Source organism: Loigolactobacillus rennini DSM 20253, assembly GCF_001436505.1.
GTDB classification, from domain to species: Bacteria; Bacillota; Bacilli; order Lactobacillales; family Lactobacillaceae; genus Loigolactobacillus; species Loigolactobacillus rennini.
This window is the reverse complement of record NZ_AYYI01000082.1, coordinates 17685-31920: the sequence shown is the minus strand read 5'-3', so window position 1 is coordinate 31920 and position 14236 is coordinate 17685. Positions and strand designations below refer to the sequence as shown.

The window sequence follows — 14236 nt, the reverse complement described above, 5'->3', positions numbered from 1 at the left end:
TTTTGCGTAATCTGCGTTACTAAATTTGTTCAAGTTATTTCTTGCAATCTGCCAAACTCAAACCTTGTACCACAAAAGGTGACGTTTGATTAATAAACGACCCATTGCCTTTAAATAGCCAGCTTAAACTGACCATAATGATTTGCGGTTTTTGCGCTAAGTAAGGTACGTGTACCACCCAATAAGTCCAAGCTGCAAAATAGGCTAATTTATTAGTTGATAAATATTTAACCCAGGAACTCACACCACCGCCAGAGTTTTGGAAAGCTGAACCTAGCTGACCTACCATTAAGGTGTAAGGCACAAAATACAATGCCATGATCAAAATCCACGAGACAATAACTGTCAAACCTTGATTTGCGAAGTTATTGATCACATTGTTTAATCCCCACACTGATGTAAAACCGACTAATGCGATATTCCACCAGCGAAACGCCTTTGCATTCGTCTTAGACAAAATAATCCCCCCTCAAATTAACTTAATTAGTATAACATTAATTCGATAGAAATACATAAAGCGCTTTCTTTATTAGCTTAATACTAACTTTGGATTAAACCGCATTTATTTAAAACAACTGCCTGTCAACATGCATTTAAATCTACTTCGGCAATTAATTGTGGTATATTGAAATTCCCGCTAGGTCAAGCATTCATCCAGCACTTTCCATCCCAGCATCAAAAAATGACCAGTTTATTAGTTAGCGGCCATTATGTGTTAACAATATTAAATTAACAAATATGTTATATTAATAATGGGAAATTTTTCACAATGATTTAAAGATAACTTTTAAAACTGGGGTAATGATTTTGTCACTACGTACATTAATTGAATTAGTTGAACTTAAAACGAAATTAGCCAGTCTCTTACCATTTTTTATTGGTCTTTTGTTCGCCAAATCTTATTTTGGTGATTTCAACAGCAAGAATACAGTGATTTTTTTAATTGCCATGTTAATTTTTGATATGGCAACCACCATGCTCAATAACTTAATGGATTTTATTCATGCTAAAGACAGTAAGTATCAGTCCCAAGTCAACATTGTTGGCCGGGCACATTTAAATCCACAGCATGTTGGCTGGGCCATTATCAGCATGATGACAACTGCAGCAATATTAGGTATTTGGTTAACTTTCCGGACAGATTGGCTGATCTTGCTGGCTGGGATGGCCTGCTTTGGGATCGGTATCTTTTATACTTTTGGTCCTTTACCGTTGTCACGCTTGCCATTAGGGGAAATTTTTTCCGGTTTAACTATGGGGTTTGGCATCACTTTTATTGCAGCCTACATCAACATCCTTCCCGAACAATTGCTTCATTTTTACCAACTTAGCACAAATTGGTTTGTCCAAATCAATTTGTCAGCCTTGAGCGCTTCTGCTGGTAACCGTAACGCCAATTGCCAGCATTGCTAACATTATGCTCGCTAACAATCTTTGTGATTATGCCGAAGACATAAAAAATAAGCGCCACACCTTGCCCATGTTCTTAGGACGGCAAAACAGCCTGATTTTATACCAAATATTAGCTTATGGTGGCTATTTTGCCTTATTAGTCGGCGCTTTGTTAGATGTATTAAAACCAGTCATTCTAGTATCCTTTTTATCACTGCCGTTGATCATTAAAATCACGCAACAATTTATCAACAAACAAGAAAAAGCGACCACATTTAATTGTGCGTTAAAAACACACGTGATCGCGAATTTAAGTTTGATTATCGGTTTAAGTTTGAGCTTGCTTTAACCTGCTCCTAAACGAACCAATAAATTGAACAAAACATTAATGTCGTTCCTAACATCACCAAAAAATGCCAGATCAAGTGTAAGTAGGGTGACTTGGGAAAACTGTAGACCATTGCGCCTAGCGTAAACGTGATGCCGCCGGCAACTAGTAACCCTAAGCCCAGTGCGCCTAAATGCAAGTAAAGCGGACGCATCGCTAATAGGCACAGCCAGCCTAATCCCACATAAATGGTGGTCTCAATTTTTTGGTGTCGTTTCCGACTGAACAAATGCAATAACATCCCAGCACCAGCTAATAGCCACACCGCCACACACAAGCCGATGCCTAAGCGGCCACGAATTGCCAATAAACAATACGGTGTATAAGTTCCCGCAATTAACAAATAAATGTTGCAGTGGTCAAATATTTGAAACAGCCGGCGGGCAGGCGTTAAAGACAAGCAATGATACAATGTCGAAGCTAAATACAATAGCATCAATGATACCCCATAAATCATTAGGGCTGGCAAGGCGCCAGGCATGTTCAATCCGCGCCGAATAAGCAAAATAAACATGACGATGCTCGCAATAAAGCCAATACCATGGGTGATGGCATTCCAAATTTCAATCACCAGCCACCGGTGTTTCATCTCTGTTGTCATTTTCAGCCCTCCAATCAATGGTTAGCTTTAGTTTAGCATTTTAATTTTCAATGTCAATATAGTTTAGACATAGAGTCTAGATTAAGCCCTTGCTTGTACAAGATAAGCGCGATAAAATAAGAAATTATTGGAGGAAAAAGCGATGTCAGAAACCCAATTTAATCAGTGGCTCGATCAGCTTGTCACACTGCGCCTACCATTGTGGCAACAATTGCCAGAATTTGACCTTTACATGGATCAAGTAATTACAGAAACCGATCATTATTTGCATCCATTAGGGATTGAGCCTTTAACCAAAAGCATGGTTAACAGTTATGTTAAGCGTAAAATTATTAAGCGTCCGAAGAAAAAACAATACACCCGCGCACATTTAGCGGAAATCATTATTGTTAGTTTATTTAAAACTATTTTTCCGCTGGAAACGATTCATACCGGCATTAATCAAGCACGACAGACACTGGATGCGTCACAGGCCTATGACCAGTTTGTTAACCAAATTAATGCTGAGCTCGCGAGTTTAACCCAGCCTGATAGTCAATCACTTTTCACAGCAGATGATAACATTGCGGCAATCACGCAAAAAGCTGCCATCCGTGCTGTACTTTACCAACTTATCAGTCAACATGCTTTGTTGTTGGAAAAGAAAACCGAACCAGTAAAATAATACAAAGAGGTTGCAACAAACGTTATCCGTTTGCTGCAACCTCTTTTTGATGGCAATCATCAGGTAGCTATTTGTATTTAGCATAGCTAACTGCCTGATAGCACTTGTACTTTTTTATTAATACCGCGAAACGGTGGCTGATGACGCACCATAATTTGATTGATTCGGCAATGGCTTAAAACCACCCTCTAGTGTTCCGTATACCGCGGAGATCCCGACTTGTCCGTTAGCTTGCGGTGTTAAGGTAAACACATTTTCACCTTTTACACCAACATGAACTTTAAGAATATAGCCACCATTAGCGGTGGATTGACTGTCATTTTCAACAATGTCTTCAGGTTGAAAGACATCTGTTGTTATCTTTGATTTTTTCACTAACAGTGCAGCTTCTTCCAACCTAATTGGCGTTTGTTGGTCTGCTTGCGCTTTAGTCACAGGCGTTTTGCCAGCGACAATTTGCTTGAAGCCTTGGTTAAGCTTTTCATTAGCGGTCACTTTGAAACTAATCCCATCATGAACAACATCACCATTAGTTTGCGCAGTCACTAAAACTACCGGCTGTCCTTGCTTAAAAGCAAACCAATACATATAAGCGCCTGGCCGGTGCTGAACAGCATCAATGTCAGAATATACGGCCACCACATTATAATCCGCTTGGCCACGGCCATTTTCTGACCAGGCCGCCTGATATTTTTGCTGGTTTAAATTGACCTGATAATCTTGCAGCTGACTGGGTATTTTTAAACCATAAAAGTCAACATCTTGCCCCGGTTGATATCGCTGGTAATCTTGATCCATTGACGCTTCCCAATGGCGCATAAAATAGGCTAAGCGCTGGTCTTTAGTTTTAGACCATAACGGGTTAGCCTGCCGATTTTGCATTGCTTGACCATGCTTGTTAGTGGTTTGGTGGCCGGTTGTTGCGTGGTTGGCAAAATGGTGCACCTTCTTTTTAGTGGCATGGTGCTTTTTAGCGTGCTGCTGTGCACTAGTGGTTGCACGCTGTTGTTGCTGATTTGTCGTTTGCGACGTGCGGCAAGCGCTTAAACTTAACGGTGCTAACAACAATAAAAGCGCCAACGCCCCCTGCTTGATTTTCATCGACATTCTCCTCCAATAACCCCAATTTGGTGTCGCTTACATCACGCTTAACTTTAAAACACTGACTATAAAAGTCAAGCAATTAACCAAAAAACTGCCAAATCATGATGATTTGGCAGTTTTAACAGCTTGCAGTGATTAAAAATTATCTAAACATAGTCTTAGTTGCCCGTGCCAGCACTTTTGGATCTTTTTCATAATGGTGAACTGGCGTTAATTCCGTATCCGGAATCCCTAAGAAATGGTAAGTGGCAACTTGCGCACAGCGGAAGGAATATTGTTCAGTGAAGACCATGTCAAACGGCATTTCTGCAAACTGACTGATAAACGCTAAGTTACGCGAATGTTTTGGCACAACTTTTGGCCGATCGCCGACTGCCCGCCGGTTAAATAACGCACTAGCATATGGCATGTAAACTGGAATCACATTGATAATGCTGTCCATAATTTCAGCTGTATGGTTGCGGATATTATCCCGCGCATCATCGACTTCAGCTAAATGGCCTAACAGCTCCTGCAAAATTTCTTTACCGGTCATTTCAATAAATGGTTTTTGAACATAGTCACCACGCCGCCGTGGGTACATTGCGTAACCCCAAGAAACGGTTTCGTTTTCTTTTTGCGCGTGGAAATGTGGTTGGTGGTGAATCACAATGGACAATAAGTTATTACTATCCACCCAAGTGTTCAGCGCATTACCAGGCTGCTGCTGTGTGATCCGGGCAATTTGGTTGAGCAAATAGTGATTTTTAGCCGTAATGGTAAAACTCATCCACTCACTTTGCTTACGGTCATTAAAGAATTTATCGGGATGGCCTAAATTATAAAAATGCTGTGTTGCTTGTTTCCATAACTGGGCACTAGGGGCATATTCCATATTTTCTTTAATTGGCGTATCAAAATCACCAATGGACGCGCTATCCGTAATCGCACCGTTAGTATCAAAAACAAAATCATCCGGATTAACCGGGATTTTACCGGTTTCTTTAGTCTTAATATTTTCATAGTTTAATCCAGTAACGATAATTTCGTCGCGCAGCGGTGTATCTTTAAAATCAAACGCTGTAATTTTGTAATTGGTGACAAAATGAATGCCCCGGTCACTTAAATACTTCCGCATGGGTAAAATGATGCTTTCGTACTGATTATAAGGCGTCCGGGTAACCCCGGCTAAGGTATTGATCCGACTGAATTCTAGAATCATCCGGTTCATATAACGCCGTAGTTCCATGGCAGCACTTTCCTTTTTAAACGCAAAAGTCGTTTGCCACATGTACCAGAAATTCGTGGTAAACATGTGGGGGCTGGACTTAAACCACTGGGCGATGCTGACGTCATTTAATTCCGCTTCTTTAGATTCGGGTAGCAGCATTAATTTGCTGAGCAAATAGCGGTCCCGATTGTTGAATTGCATGTGATTGTAGTCTTTTTTATCACCCTTATTGCGGATACCGTTGACTTTATCCATCAACCGAGCAACGTCATGGGTTGGGTGAGCGTGATCAAAATTCAAAATATCATCAGTGACGGATTGTCCTGGATTATCCAATGAAGGTACTTCGCGTAAAACGTCCCATAAATTTTCAAAAGTTTCTTCGTTTAACATCCGGCCACCTTCAGCTAAAAAGCCTTGGGTATTACCCAATGGTGGCACACCATATTCATCAAGGTAATTGGCAACTGGGGCACCATCGTTAGCACCATGTGTATTTAAACCATACATGGTAATTTGGTCACCATTCCAACCACCATCACGAATTAAATAAACCCCTGCTGCAAGATTACCAACGCCTGAACCAATCATGTACGCTTTTTGTACCATAACTCGTCACGCTCCTTAGTTCTGCTTGGGTGATTATCACCATTAAACATAGTGGACTTTCAACATCTTCATTATACAACGAAACCGGTACCGACGCGAAAAAAAGACAGCGCGGTCATAAAAGGCAACTCAGCAGTGAAACCTTGTCGCAGTAGCGTCATTGCCGTAAAAAAATAATCAAGGACAATCATTAAAAAGTGTCACCACCAGTTTGATTAATAAAAAGGCTATGATTTGCCTTTTCAAAACGCGACAGTTTAGAATGAAAGCTAGCAAAACAGTTTTAGGAAGTGAGTAGGCGCATGAAAATTAATTTTGGGTTTATTTTTTTGGTCTTTGGGATTAACGTTTTGTACCTAACCATCAATACCTTACGCCTTATTTTTCAAAACAAAGGCTTAATCTGGGTGGCACCCGCTTTTGGTATGGTGGAAATCTGTCTATACACACTGGGATTAAATTATGTCCTTAATAGCCTAGACAAACCCATTTACCTATTGGTTTACGCCCTTGGCTTTGGTGTCGGTATCGGCTTAGGTATGCTGGTGGATCGTTGGCTAGCCATTGGTTATGTCATCGTGCAAATCATCATTCCTCCAGGCCAAGAAACTCCCGACCGTAAACCCTTAGTCAAATTATTACGCGATGCAGGCTTTGGTGTCACTGAGCTCAGTGCGGCAGGCCGCGATGGCGCCCGCATGATTTTAGAAGTGCTAGTTCCCCGTAAAGATGAAAAATTAATTTACGACATGGTGCTGGCCTGTGACGCTCGCGCATTCATGCTATCACTAGAACCCACAACCTTTAACGGCGGCTTCTGGGTAAAACGAATAAAAAGACGCCGCCAAATGATGGAGAAAAAGTAGAGAGCGTTCCATGTGCCGGGTAGCTTCTGAGTACTAGCCTAGGCAGGCAAGTTATTTGCGGAGCAAATGTTTTGGCTGCTGTAGCTAGACGGAAGAAGCTGGCACATGGAACGCGTTTAAATGGGCGATGGTGAATAATTGTTAGAAGCTCGGGAGCTTTTGAGCATTAGCACAAGCAGACAAGTTATTTGCGAAGCAAATGTTTTGGCTGATAGCGCTAAGCGGAAAAAGCTGCTTCAGCTAGCACGTTTAAGCAGGCGATAACGACTGACTGCATTAATGCCGGGTAGCTTCTGAGTACTAGCCTAGGCAGACAAGTTATTTGCGGAGCAAATGTTTTGACTGCTGTAGCTAGACGGAAGAAGCTGGCACATGGAACGCGTTTAAATGGGCGATGGCGATTAACTGCATTAATGAAGGCGGGCAATGCATCATGCATTACCCGCCTTTTAAATAAAAATGTTGGTCATTGCTTGTTTTGACAATGATTGCGCAATAAAAAAGACCCACAACGGGCCACTCATTTTTCCTTTTTATTTTTTCAACCTAAAAGGCTTCGGGGTTAACTTCGGACTTGAACCACCCGGCGTACAGCTAAGTTTTTTATTACACTGCTGCTTTGCCTAATCTAAGCTGTAATGAAAACCGGCTCAATTTTCTCCATCGCTGGATTAACTTAATTATAGCATGTGACCAAAGGGATTAGAAATGATTTGCAAGACAATAACTGCCCACTTAACAAAATTAGCGTTCAAGAACTAATTATCCGTCACAGCCAACTTCAAGCGCGCTTGAAGTGGCGCTTAACTTTACTCCAACACTGCAAAAACAGGCTTTCTATGTTAATTTTAAATTAGCAGTATTTTCCAACCAAAACTTGCACGACAAATCATTACTATAAGGTCGAATAAAAGTGCTAAACTTATTTTCCAGTTAGAAAGGAAGTTTCAGATGAATACGATTGATTTATTGCAACAGCACCGTTCTTACCGGGATTTCAGTTCAAAACCAGTCACTGCTACCACTGTTTCCCAGCTGATTACCACCGCACAACATGCTGCAACTAGTATTTTCTTACAAGCGTACAGTTTTGTCAGCATTACCGACCCTAAACTAAAAGCAAAAATTGCAAAAATAACGACCCGCCCGTTTGTTGGTGGTAACGGTCACCTATTCATTGTCGTCGCTGATCAACATCGCAATGCGCTACTGGCAAAAAAGGCGCAACCAGACACAGACGTGCGTCTATTAGGTTCAGCAGACCGCTTTTTAGCTAGTGTCGAAGATGCCACTTTAGCTGCACAAACCTTAATCGTCGCTGCTGAAAGTCTAGGATTAGGGACGGTAGTTTTAGGTAGCGTACTTAATGATACCAGTGCATTAATTGAATTATTGCACCTACCAAAACTGACCATGCCTGTTTTTGGGATTTTGGTTGGCTATCCTAACAGTCAAAATAACCTCAAGCCACGCTTACCTGAAGCAGCAGTCCATTTTGAAAATGGCTATCAAGAACCTGATACTTATTCCGATGCCTTACAGTCTTATCAACAAACACTACAGACTTACTATCAGAATCGGTCCACAAATCAGCGTCAGACCGATTTTAGCCAGATTATTCAAGGGGCACTTCATGCAACTCAGCAACGAACTGATTTATTGCGCATTTTACACCAACAAGGCTTTTTAACTGAAAAGGATTAATCAATAGTAAAATAAAAAGTCAAGCGCGCTATTAAGCGCGCTTGACTTTTTGATTACTTAACTTTAATGATTTTCATCAGTGGTTACTAAATTGCGTCCATGCCCTTTGGACAAATAGAGCATCCGGTCCGCTCGCTCAAACAAATGCGTGGTCGTTTCATCGAAATCACGTAAAGTGGCAATGCCAATTGACACTGTCAGCGTAATGGTCTGTTGTTCATAATGGATTACAAGTTGGGCAATCGTTTTTTGCATTTCCTCCGCAAACTCTTGAGCAGTTGCTAACGAAACACCAGGCAACAGTACATTAAACTCTTCGCCCCCAGCACGATAACATTCTGCTTGATCGATTTCACTGGTCAAACGTTGCAAAGTAGCGCCAACTTGCCGTAATACTTTATTCCCAGCTAAATGACCATAATCGTCATTAATCCGTTTAAAATGATCAACATCTAATTCCAGCACGGTTAAAAGCGTACCATTTTCTCGGGCCTGGTTAAAAGCTTGCTGGTACTCTTTAGTAAACGTATAATAATTCTTCAGCTTAGTTAAAGAGTCAACAGTGGCGCGGTGTGTAATGACATTTAATTGGACGTTATCCTGATGCAATGAAATTAAGCCATAAAACAGGATCAGTGCCATCACTACAAAACTAATCAGATTAAACACCAAATCATGAACTGTTAACTGCCCCATACCTTGTAGTTGGACAAAATATAAAGCAACCCACACCCCAATTGCCAAAACATCAGATGCCAGCATGGTCAATAACGACGATAATTGATAACGCTGAACCAAGTAAATCGCTGCCCAGATTAGCAAGTACAACACTGCCATTAAGACCACGTAGTACCAAGTCGCCCATTGCCAACCAAAAAAAGTTAGATGAGCAACATCACTGGCCAGCATAATCACTAAACTGGGACGCAACCCAAGAAAAATGATGACGAAAAATAACAACAATAGACGAAAATTCAAGAAAGCCGCGTCATGATGAACCTGAGCGGCACTATATTCTAAAATTACCGCAAAAACGGAAAAATACAGGACACTGATTAAAAACAAACGGCCACTAGAAAAATCAAAGGATTCCTCTTCTTCCGCAGAAAAACGAATCCACCTTCTTACTAACAACTGGAAAAACAAAATAATTCCTAGTGCAAAAAAGACACCGGTAAATAAGGGTTGAATTAGCCAAGATTGTTGCGTCAAATTCATCATCCTTTACTCAACACGCACATTTAGCTGGTTTAAACACACTGATCCGACTCACTAAAGCTTGTTAATGCACCAAGTTGGTAAGCCGCTTTGTTTAACAAAACAGCTAAATCCGGTTATTAAGCAGTCACTTAGGTTCTTTAACAGCTTGGTTAGCGCGTTTTTTTTCTTGCGCTACCGCCATTTGTGCCACCATGTTTAAATAGTTAAATGGCTGGTCGTAATTTGGCTGGAAGAGCATATCAACAAACGCTAAATCGTCAATGGTATTTTTATTTTGGATACAAACTGAAATGGTATTAGCAGACTGGGCCACTTCATGTTTACTGAACAGTTGCGCCCCTAAAATCCGCCGCGTTTTCCGATCATAAACTAAATCAATGGTTAGCATGGCCGTTGATGGCATGTAAGCTGGCCGGTAATTATCATGGAATGTTACCGAAGCGGCATCAAACCCAGCAGCTAAGGCCCGGTTTAGTGGCAACCCACTGGACGCCAATGTCCGACCAAAGATCGCCATAGCAGAAGTGGCCTGGGTTCCCATATATTTTTGTACGTTGCCAAAAATATTACGCCCAGCTAACACACCTTGCCGAACCGCATTGGTTGCTAAAGGAATGTAGGCAGTTTTACCAGTTGGGTTGTAGTGCACAACGCAAGCATCCCCAGCTGCATAAATATCTGGATCTGAAGTTTGTGTATAGTCGTTGATGATAATGCCACCGTGGCGATCCATAGCAACTTGGCCGCGCAATAAATCTGTGTTCGCGACAAACCCAGTGCTGACAATTGCTAAATCAGTAGTGTGCTTACCTTTATTAGTTTCAACAACTACTTGGTCGTCGCCACTAAATGCTGAAACCCGTTCGTTCAAATAAACGTGAACGCCGTGTTCTTTTAATAGTTTAGTCACTTTGTCCGACATATTTTTGTCAACATAATTATTCAGCAATTGATCGTGGCTTTGAATCAGCGTGACATCGTGGTCGGTTTCAGCATAACTTTCAGCCAGTTCAACACCGACATAGCCACCACCGACAATCGTCACGTGCTTATGATTTTTAGCAGTTTCGTAAATTGCCTTAGCTTGAGCATAATCTTTACACAACAAAACTCGTGAGTTATCGATTCCAAATAATGGTGGGACCACCACATAAGAACCAGTAGCCATAATCAATTTGTCGTAAGTATCTGTAAAAATTTCATTGGTTTCCAAATTTTCACAGGTAATGGTCTTATTTTTAGCGTCCACTTTTAACACATCATGGCGTAAACGCAGTTTAGCCCCTAATTGCCGTAAATCATCTGGGTCGGAGAAAAACATATCTTCCAAGCGTTTAACTTGACCACCCAAATAAAGTGAAATTCCGCAAGATAAGAAAGACACATTGTTGTGACGCTCATAAACCGTCACATCAGTTTCTGGATGGTCTTGCAAAATTTGTGACGCCGCTGTTGTTCCAGCATGCGTACTACCGATAATAATAACTTTCACCCTTGACACCCCTTCTTCAATTAATTTTTATCATAACGAACAAAACTTAAATGCTTTGTGGCATGACCAAATTTAATAACCCCATTTAATTAAACTGGTAACACCAAATACCCCTTCATTATAGTACGAAATACAACAAAATAACCAGTTGTTTTAATGATTTACAATTTTTATCACAAATTATCCAATGAATATCCGCTAACAAGTTTACTTTTTGTTTATGTTTGCTTTAGAATGGCATTAGAGATCAATAAACAACAGCACTTGCATTGGTGCATGAAAGTGAGCAAACTATGTATCGTTATTTTATTCAACCACAACTAGATAAAGCTAATAACTCGCTGATCGGCTACGAGTTATTGATGAAAAAGCACACGACAGAAGGCTGGCGACCACCGAAGCACTTTTCTGACATTCCAGCTGCTGTCATTGCCGATACTTTAGTTAAGACGACTGAGCAACTTTCTTTAAAAATTGGCTCCGTTTCGGTTAATTTAAACCGGACCCAGTTGATGAATCCACAAATTGACGATGCCATCATCAAATCACAAATGCAGCTGCGACCACTTAAATTGGTAGTTGAACTCACAGAAGAACCTGGAGATGAAAAGTGGGGCACTGATCAAATCATCCCTAAATTGCAACGCTTTTCAGAGCGGGGCATGGAAATCAGTTTAGATGATGTGGGAACCGGTGAAAATCACTTAGATCACATCAAACCACTGTTGGCCTATGCCACTGAAATCAAATTTGCCTTACAAAACTTTAAAATTTCTTTTCAAGATCCAGAACTACAAAAAAAGGTCACCTATTGGCGTGATGTGGCTGACCGGCACAACCTGCGTTTCATTTTAGAAGGCATTGAAGACGAAGCTGATGACGCTTTAGTTGAAAAACTCGGTATTGACTTTTGCCAAGGCTATTATTATGGCAAACCGCATTTGCTTAAGTTAGCCAGCAGCGATCCCGATCAGGCTTAATTAAAACATTAATGCTCAAATAGGCGGTTCATGACTAGGTATCACCTTAGTCTTGAACCGCCTATTTTTATTCCTGACCACATAGCTTAGTTAGCAGCAATGCAATGTTGTAACAACGTCATGCCACGGAGCCAATTTTGTTCCGTCCGTTCCCGGGCAGCTGCCGCATCATCTGCCGCAATCGCGGTGATAATTTCCTGGTGCTCTTGTACCGCCGCCGGTTGTTGCAAATCTAAACGATTTAAATAAAAATTTTCAATCCGCTGGGCATGCGCATTAACCAGCTGGGAAAACTCGCTAACATACGGATTAGCCGCCAATTTCAAAATTAAATCATGGAAAGCACTGTCTGCCGCTAATACTGCGCGCGGCTGTTTTTGGTGCTGAGCTTGTTGATATTGTTGATTATATGCAGTTAATTGGTCTAGCGCTTGTTTTGTCACGTGTTCCGTAGCAAGCGCAGCTGCTAAGCCTTGTAAAGTGGCTAGCGGCCGGTAAATCGTAGTCAGCTGATCACTAGCAACCGGTGTTACCCGGGTCAGACTGCGTGGAATCATTTCCACAAATTCTTGTGAGGCTAATAATTGTAACGCCTCTCGAACTGGCGTCCGGCTGACGCCAAATAGTGCCGCAATGGCTTGATCGGATAGTTTTTCTTTAGGCGCTAAGGTACCGTCGATAATCCAAAGACGTAATTGCTGATAGACCCGGTCTTTTGCCGTCAATTGATTTGTTACCGTAATTTTTTTTGGTAGTGGCATCAACAAATCCCCTTTTCCAGTCTTAATATATCAGATTATAGCGGTTTCGCGCCCCAGACTCAAGCACCCTGACATTCACCCTGTTGACGTTAATTAACCAACTAACCAAGCACGCAAAACGCCGTCACCTCCTGCACCAGATTATTATTTCGCCAAATTTTATGTTACGCTATTATGTAAACAAATTTTCTACAGCGCAACAATTTAGTCAGGAGGAAATATGAAACATAAACTTTCATTATGGCTTTCCAGCCTAGCCGTTATCGGCCTAATGTTGCTTTTAACTGGTTGTAAAAACAGCCAACCAGCAGCCTATGATCCCCAAAAACCTTTGGGTCCGCAATTAAACTATACGATCACTGGTATTGATGCTTCTGCTGGAGAAATGGATAAAGCAACCCAAGCCTTAACTGCTTACGGTTTAAAAGCCAACAACTGGCAATTAATGCCAAGTTCAACTGCTGCTATGGTAGGTGCACTGGACAAAGCCGTTCAATACAAACAACCTATCGTGGTTACCGCCTACCAACCGCACTGGATGTTTGCAAAATATCCATTAAAGTGGTTGAAAGATCCAAAACATGTTTTTGGTAAAACACAACACGAAAGTACAATTGCGCGTAAAGGGTTAAAACAAGACAACCCCGGTGCCTACCAATTATTAAAGAACTTCCATTGGACAGTGGAAGAATCCTACGCCACCATGCTGAAAATCAATGCTGGGGTGGATCAAACTAAAGCCGCCAAACAATTCATCAAAACCCACCCTAAGCGCACACAAGAAACACTTAAAAATGTGCCTGAAGGTCACAATCAAGAAGTGAAATTGGTTTATACGCCATATGACTATGAAGTGGCAGTCACTTCTGTGGTCGCTCAGATGCTAACTGACAAAGGTTATAAAGTTACCACACAACAACTTGACGTCTCCGTGATGTGGCAAGCCATCGCGGCTGGCAAAGTTGACGCGACGCTGGTGGCTTCCTTACCAACCACCCACGCCGCCTTTGTCAAAAAGTATCAAGGTCAGTTTGATGAAGTTCGGATTAATTTACCGGGTGCTAAAATTGGTCTAGCTGTACCTAAATATATGAAAAATATAAATTCCATTGAAGATCTACGCTAATCAACCCCCCATGCGGGCAATTCAGAAGCTAAAATTTGGCAAACGGGGTGCTTTTGCGTTAACATAGAATAGTTGTTATCGTCTTAATAGGACTAACTGGTCTATCGGTGAATAATAA

13 protein-coding genes and 1 pseudogene are annotated in these 14236 nt (G+C 41.4%); 7 read left to right on the top strand and 7 right to left on the bottom strand.

Going from position 1 to position 14236, the window contains the following annotated elements:
* Positions 1 to 52 precede the first annotated feature (52 nt).
* A pseudogene (locus FC24_RS09410) lies at positions 53 to 457 on the bottom strand (amino acid permease); the annotation flags it as partial.
* Between the two features lie 350 nt (positions 458 to 807).
* Here FC24_RS09410 and FC24_RS11920 point away from each other — a divergent pair.
* On the top strand, positions 808 to 1413 hold the full coding sequence (locus FC24_RS11920) for a UbiA family prenyltransferase (protein ID WP_268872307.1): 606 nt from the start codon (positions 808 to 810) through the stop codon (positions 1411 to 1413).
* A 4-nt stretch (positions 1414 to 1417) separates the two neighbouring features.
* Positions 1418 to 1741: a UbiA family prenyltransferase gene (locus tag FC24_RS11915; RefSeq protein WP_268872306.1), complete on the top strand. Its 324-nt coding sequence runs from the start codon at positions 1418 to 1420 to the stop codon at positions 1739 to 1741.
* 7 nt (positions 1742 to 1748) lie between these two features.
* Here the strand turns inward: FC24_RS11915 and trhA are convergent, their stop codons facing one another.
* The gene (gene trhA / locus FC24_RS09400) at positions 1749 to 2381 is read right to left on the bottom strand and encodes a PAQR family membrane homeostasis protein TrhA (RefSeq protein WP_057874618.1); all 633 of its coding nucleotides are present in this window, start codon (positions 2379 to 2381) and stop codon (positions 1749 to 1751) included.
* Positions 2382 to 2523: 142 nt separating this feature from the next.
* Here trhA and FC24_RS09395 point away from each other — a divergent pair, with 142 nt between their 5' ends.
* Positions 2524 to 3045: a DUF1836 domain-containing protein gene (locus FC24_RS09395; protein ID WP_057874617.1), complete on the top strand. Its 522-nt coding sequence runs from the start codon at positions 2524 to 2526 to the stop codon at positions 3043 to 3045.
* 117 nt (positions 3046 to 3162) lie between these two features.
* Here the strand turns inward: FC24_RS09395 and FC24_RS09390 are convergent, their stop codons facing one another.
* Both FC24_RS09390 and FC24_RS09385 read right to left on the bottom strand, forming a co-directional pair.
* Positions 3163 to 4146 (bottom strand): DUF4767 domain-containing protein, encoded by a 984-nt coding sequence (locus tag FC24_RS09390; RefSeq protein WP_057874616.1) that lies wholly within the window; start codon positions 4144 to 4146, stop codon positions 3163 to 3165.
* 145 nt (positions 4147 to 4291) lie between these two features.
* A complete protein-coding gene (locus tag FC24_RS09385; RefSeq protein WP_057874615.1) occupies positions 4292 to 5968 on the bottom strand; it encodes an oleate hydratase in 1677 nt (558 codons plus the stop codon).
* A gap of 302 nt (positions 5969 to 6270) precedes the next feature.
* Between FC24_RS09385 and FC24_RS09380 the strand changes: the two genes are divergently transcribed.
* Both FC24_RS09380 and FC24_RS09375 read left to right on the top strand, forming a co-directional pair.
* Positions 6271 to 6834: a DUF2179 domain-containing protein gene (locus FC24_RS09380; RefSeq protein WP_057874614.1), complete on the top strand. Its 564-nt coding sequence runs from the start codon at positions 6271 to 6273 to the stop codon at positions 6832 to 6834.
* Between the two features lie 951 nt (positions 6835 to 7785).
* Entirely contained in the window at positions 7786 to 8538 is a 753-nt protein-coding gene (locus FC24_RS09375; protein ID WP_057874613.1) for an NADPH-dependent oxidoreductase, read from the top strand.
* A 63-nt stretch (positions 8539 to 8601) separates the two neighbouring features.
* Here FC24_RS09375 and FC24_RS09370 read toward each other — a convergent pair whose 3' ends face one another.
* Both FC24_RS09370 and FC24_RS09365 read right to left on the bottom strand, forming a co-directional pair.
* On the bottom strand, positions 8602 to 9750 hold the full coding sequence (locus FC24_RS09370; RefSeq protein WP_162257014.1) for a GGDEF domain-containing protein: 1149 nt from the start codon (positions 9748 to 9750) through the stop codon (positions 8602 to 8604).
* 133 nt (positions 9751 to 9883) lie between these two features.
* On the bottom strand, positions 9884 to 11251 hold the full coding sequence (locus FC24_RS09365) for an FAD-dependent oxidoreductase (protein ID WP_057874611.1): 1368 nt from the start codon (positions 11249 to 11251) through the stop codon (positions 9884 to 9886).
* Between the two features lie 293 nt (positions 11252 to 11544).
* Here FC24_RS09365 and FC24_RS09360 point away from each other — a divergent pair, with 293 nt between their 5' ends.
* A complete protein-coding gene (locus FC24_RS09360) occupies positions 11545 to 12231 on the top strand; it encodes an EAL domain-containing protein (protein ID WP_057874610.1) in 687 nt (228 codons plus the stop codon).
* Positions 12232 to 12317: 86 nt separating this feature from the next.
* Here the strand turns inward: FC24_RS09360 and FC24_RS09355 are convergent, their stop codons facing one another.
* A complete protein-coding gene (locus tag FC24_RS09355) occupies positions 12318 to 12992 on the bottom strand; it encodes a GntR family transcriptional regulator (protein WP_057874609.1) in 675 nt (224 codons plus the stop codon).
* A 220-nt stretch (positions 12993 to 13212) separates the two neighbouring features.
* Between FC24_RS09355 and FC24_RS09350 the strand changes: the two genes are divergently transcribed.
* Positions 13213 to 14118: a glycine betaine ABC transporter substrate-binding protein gene (locus FC24_RS09350; RefSeq protein ID WP_057874608.1), complete on the top strand. Its 906-nt coding sequence runs from the start codon at positions 13213 to 13215 to the stop codon at positions 14116 to 14118.
* Positions 14119 to 14236 lie beyond the last annotated feature (118 nt).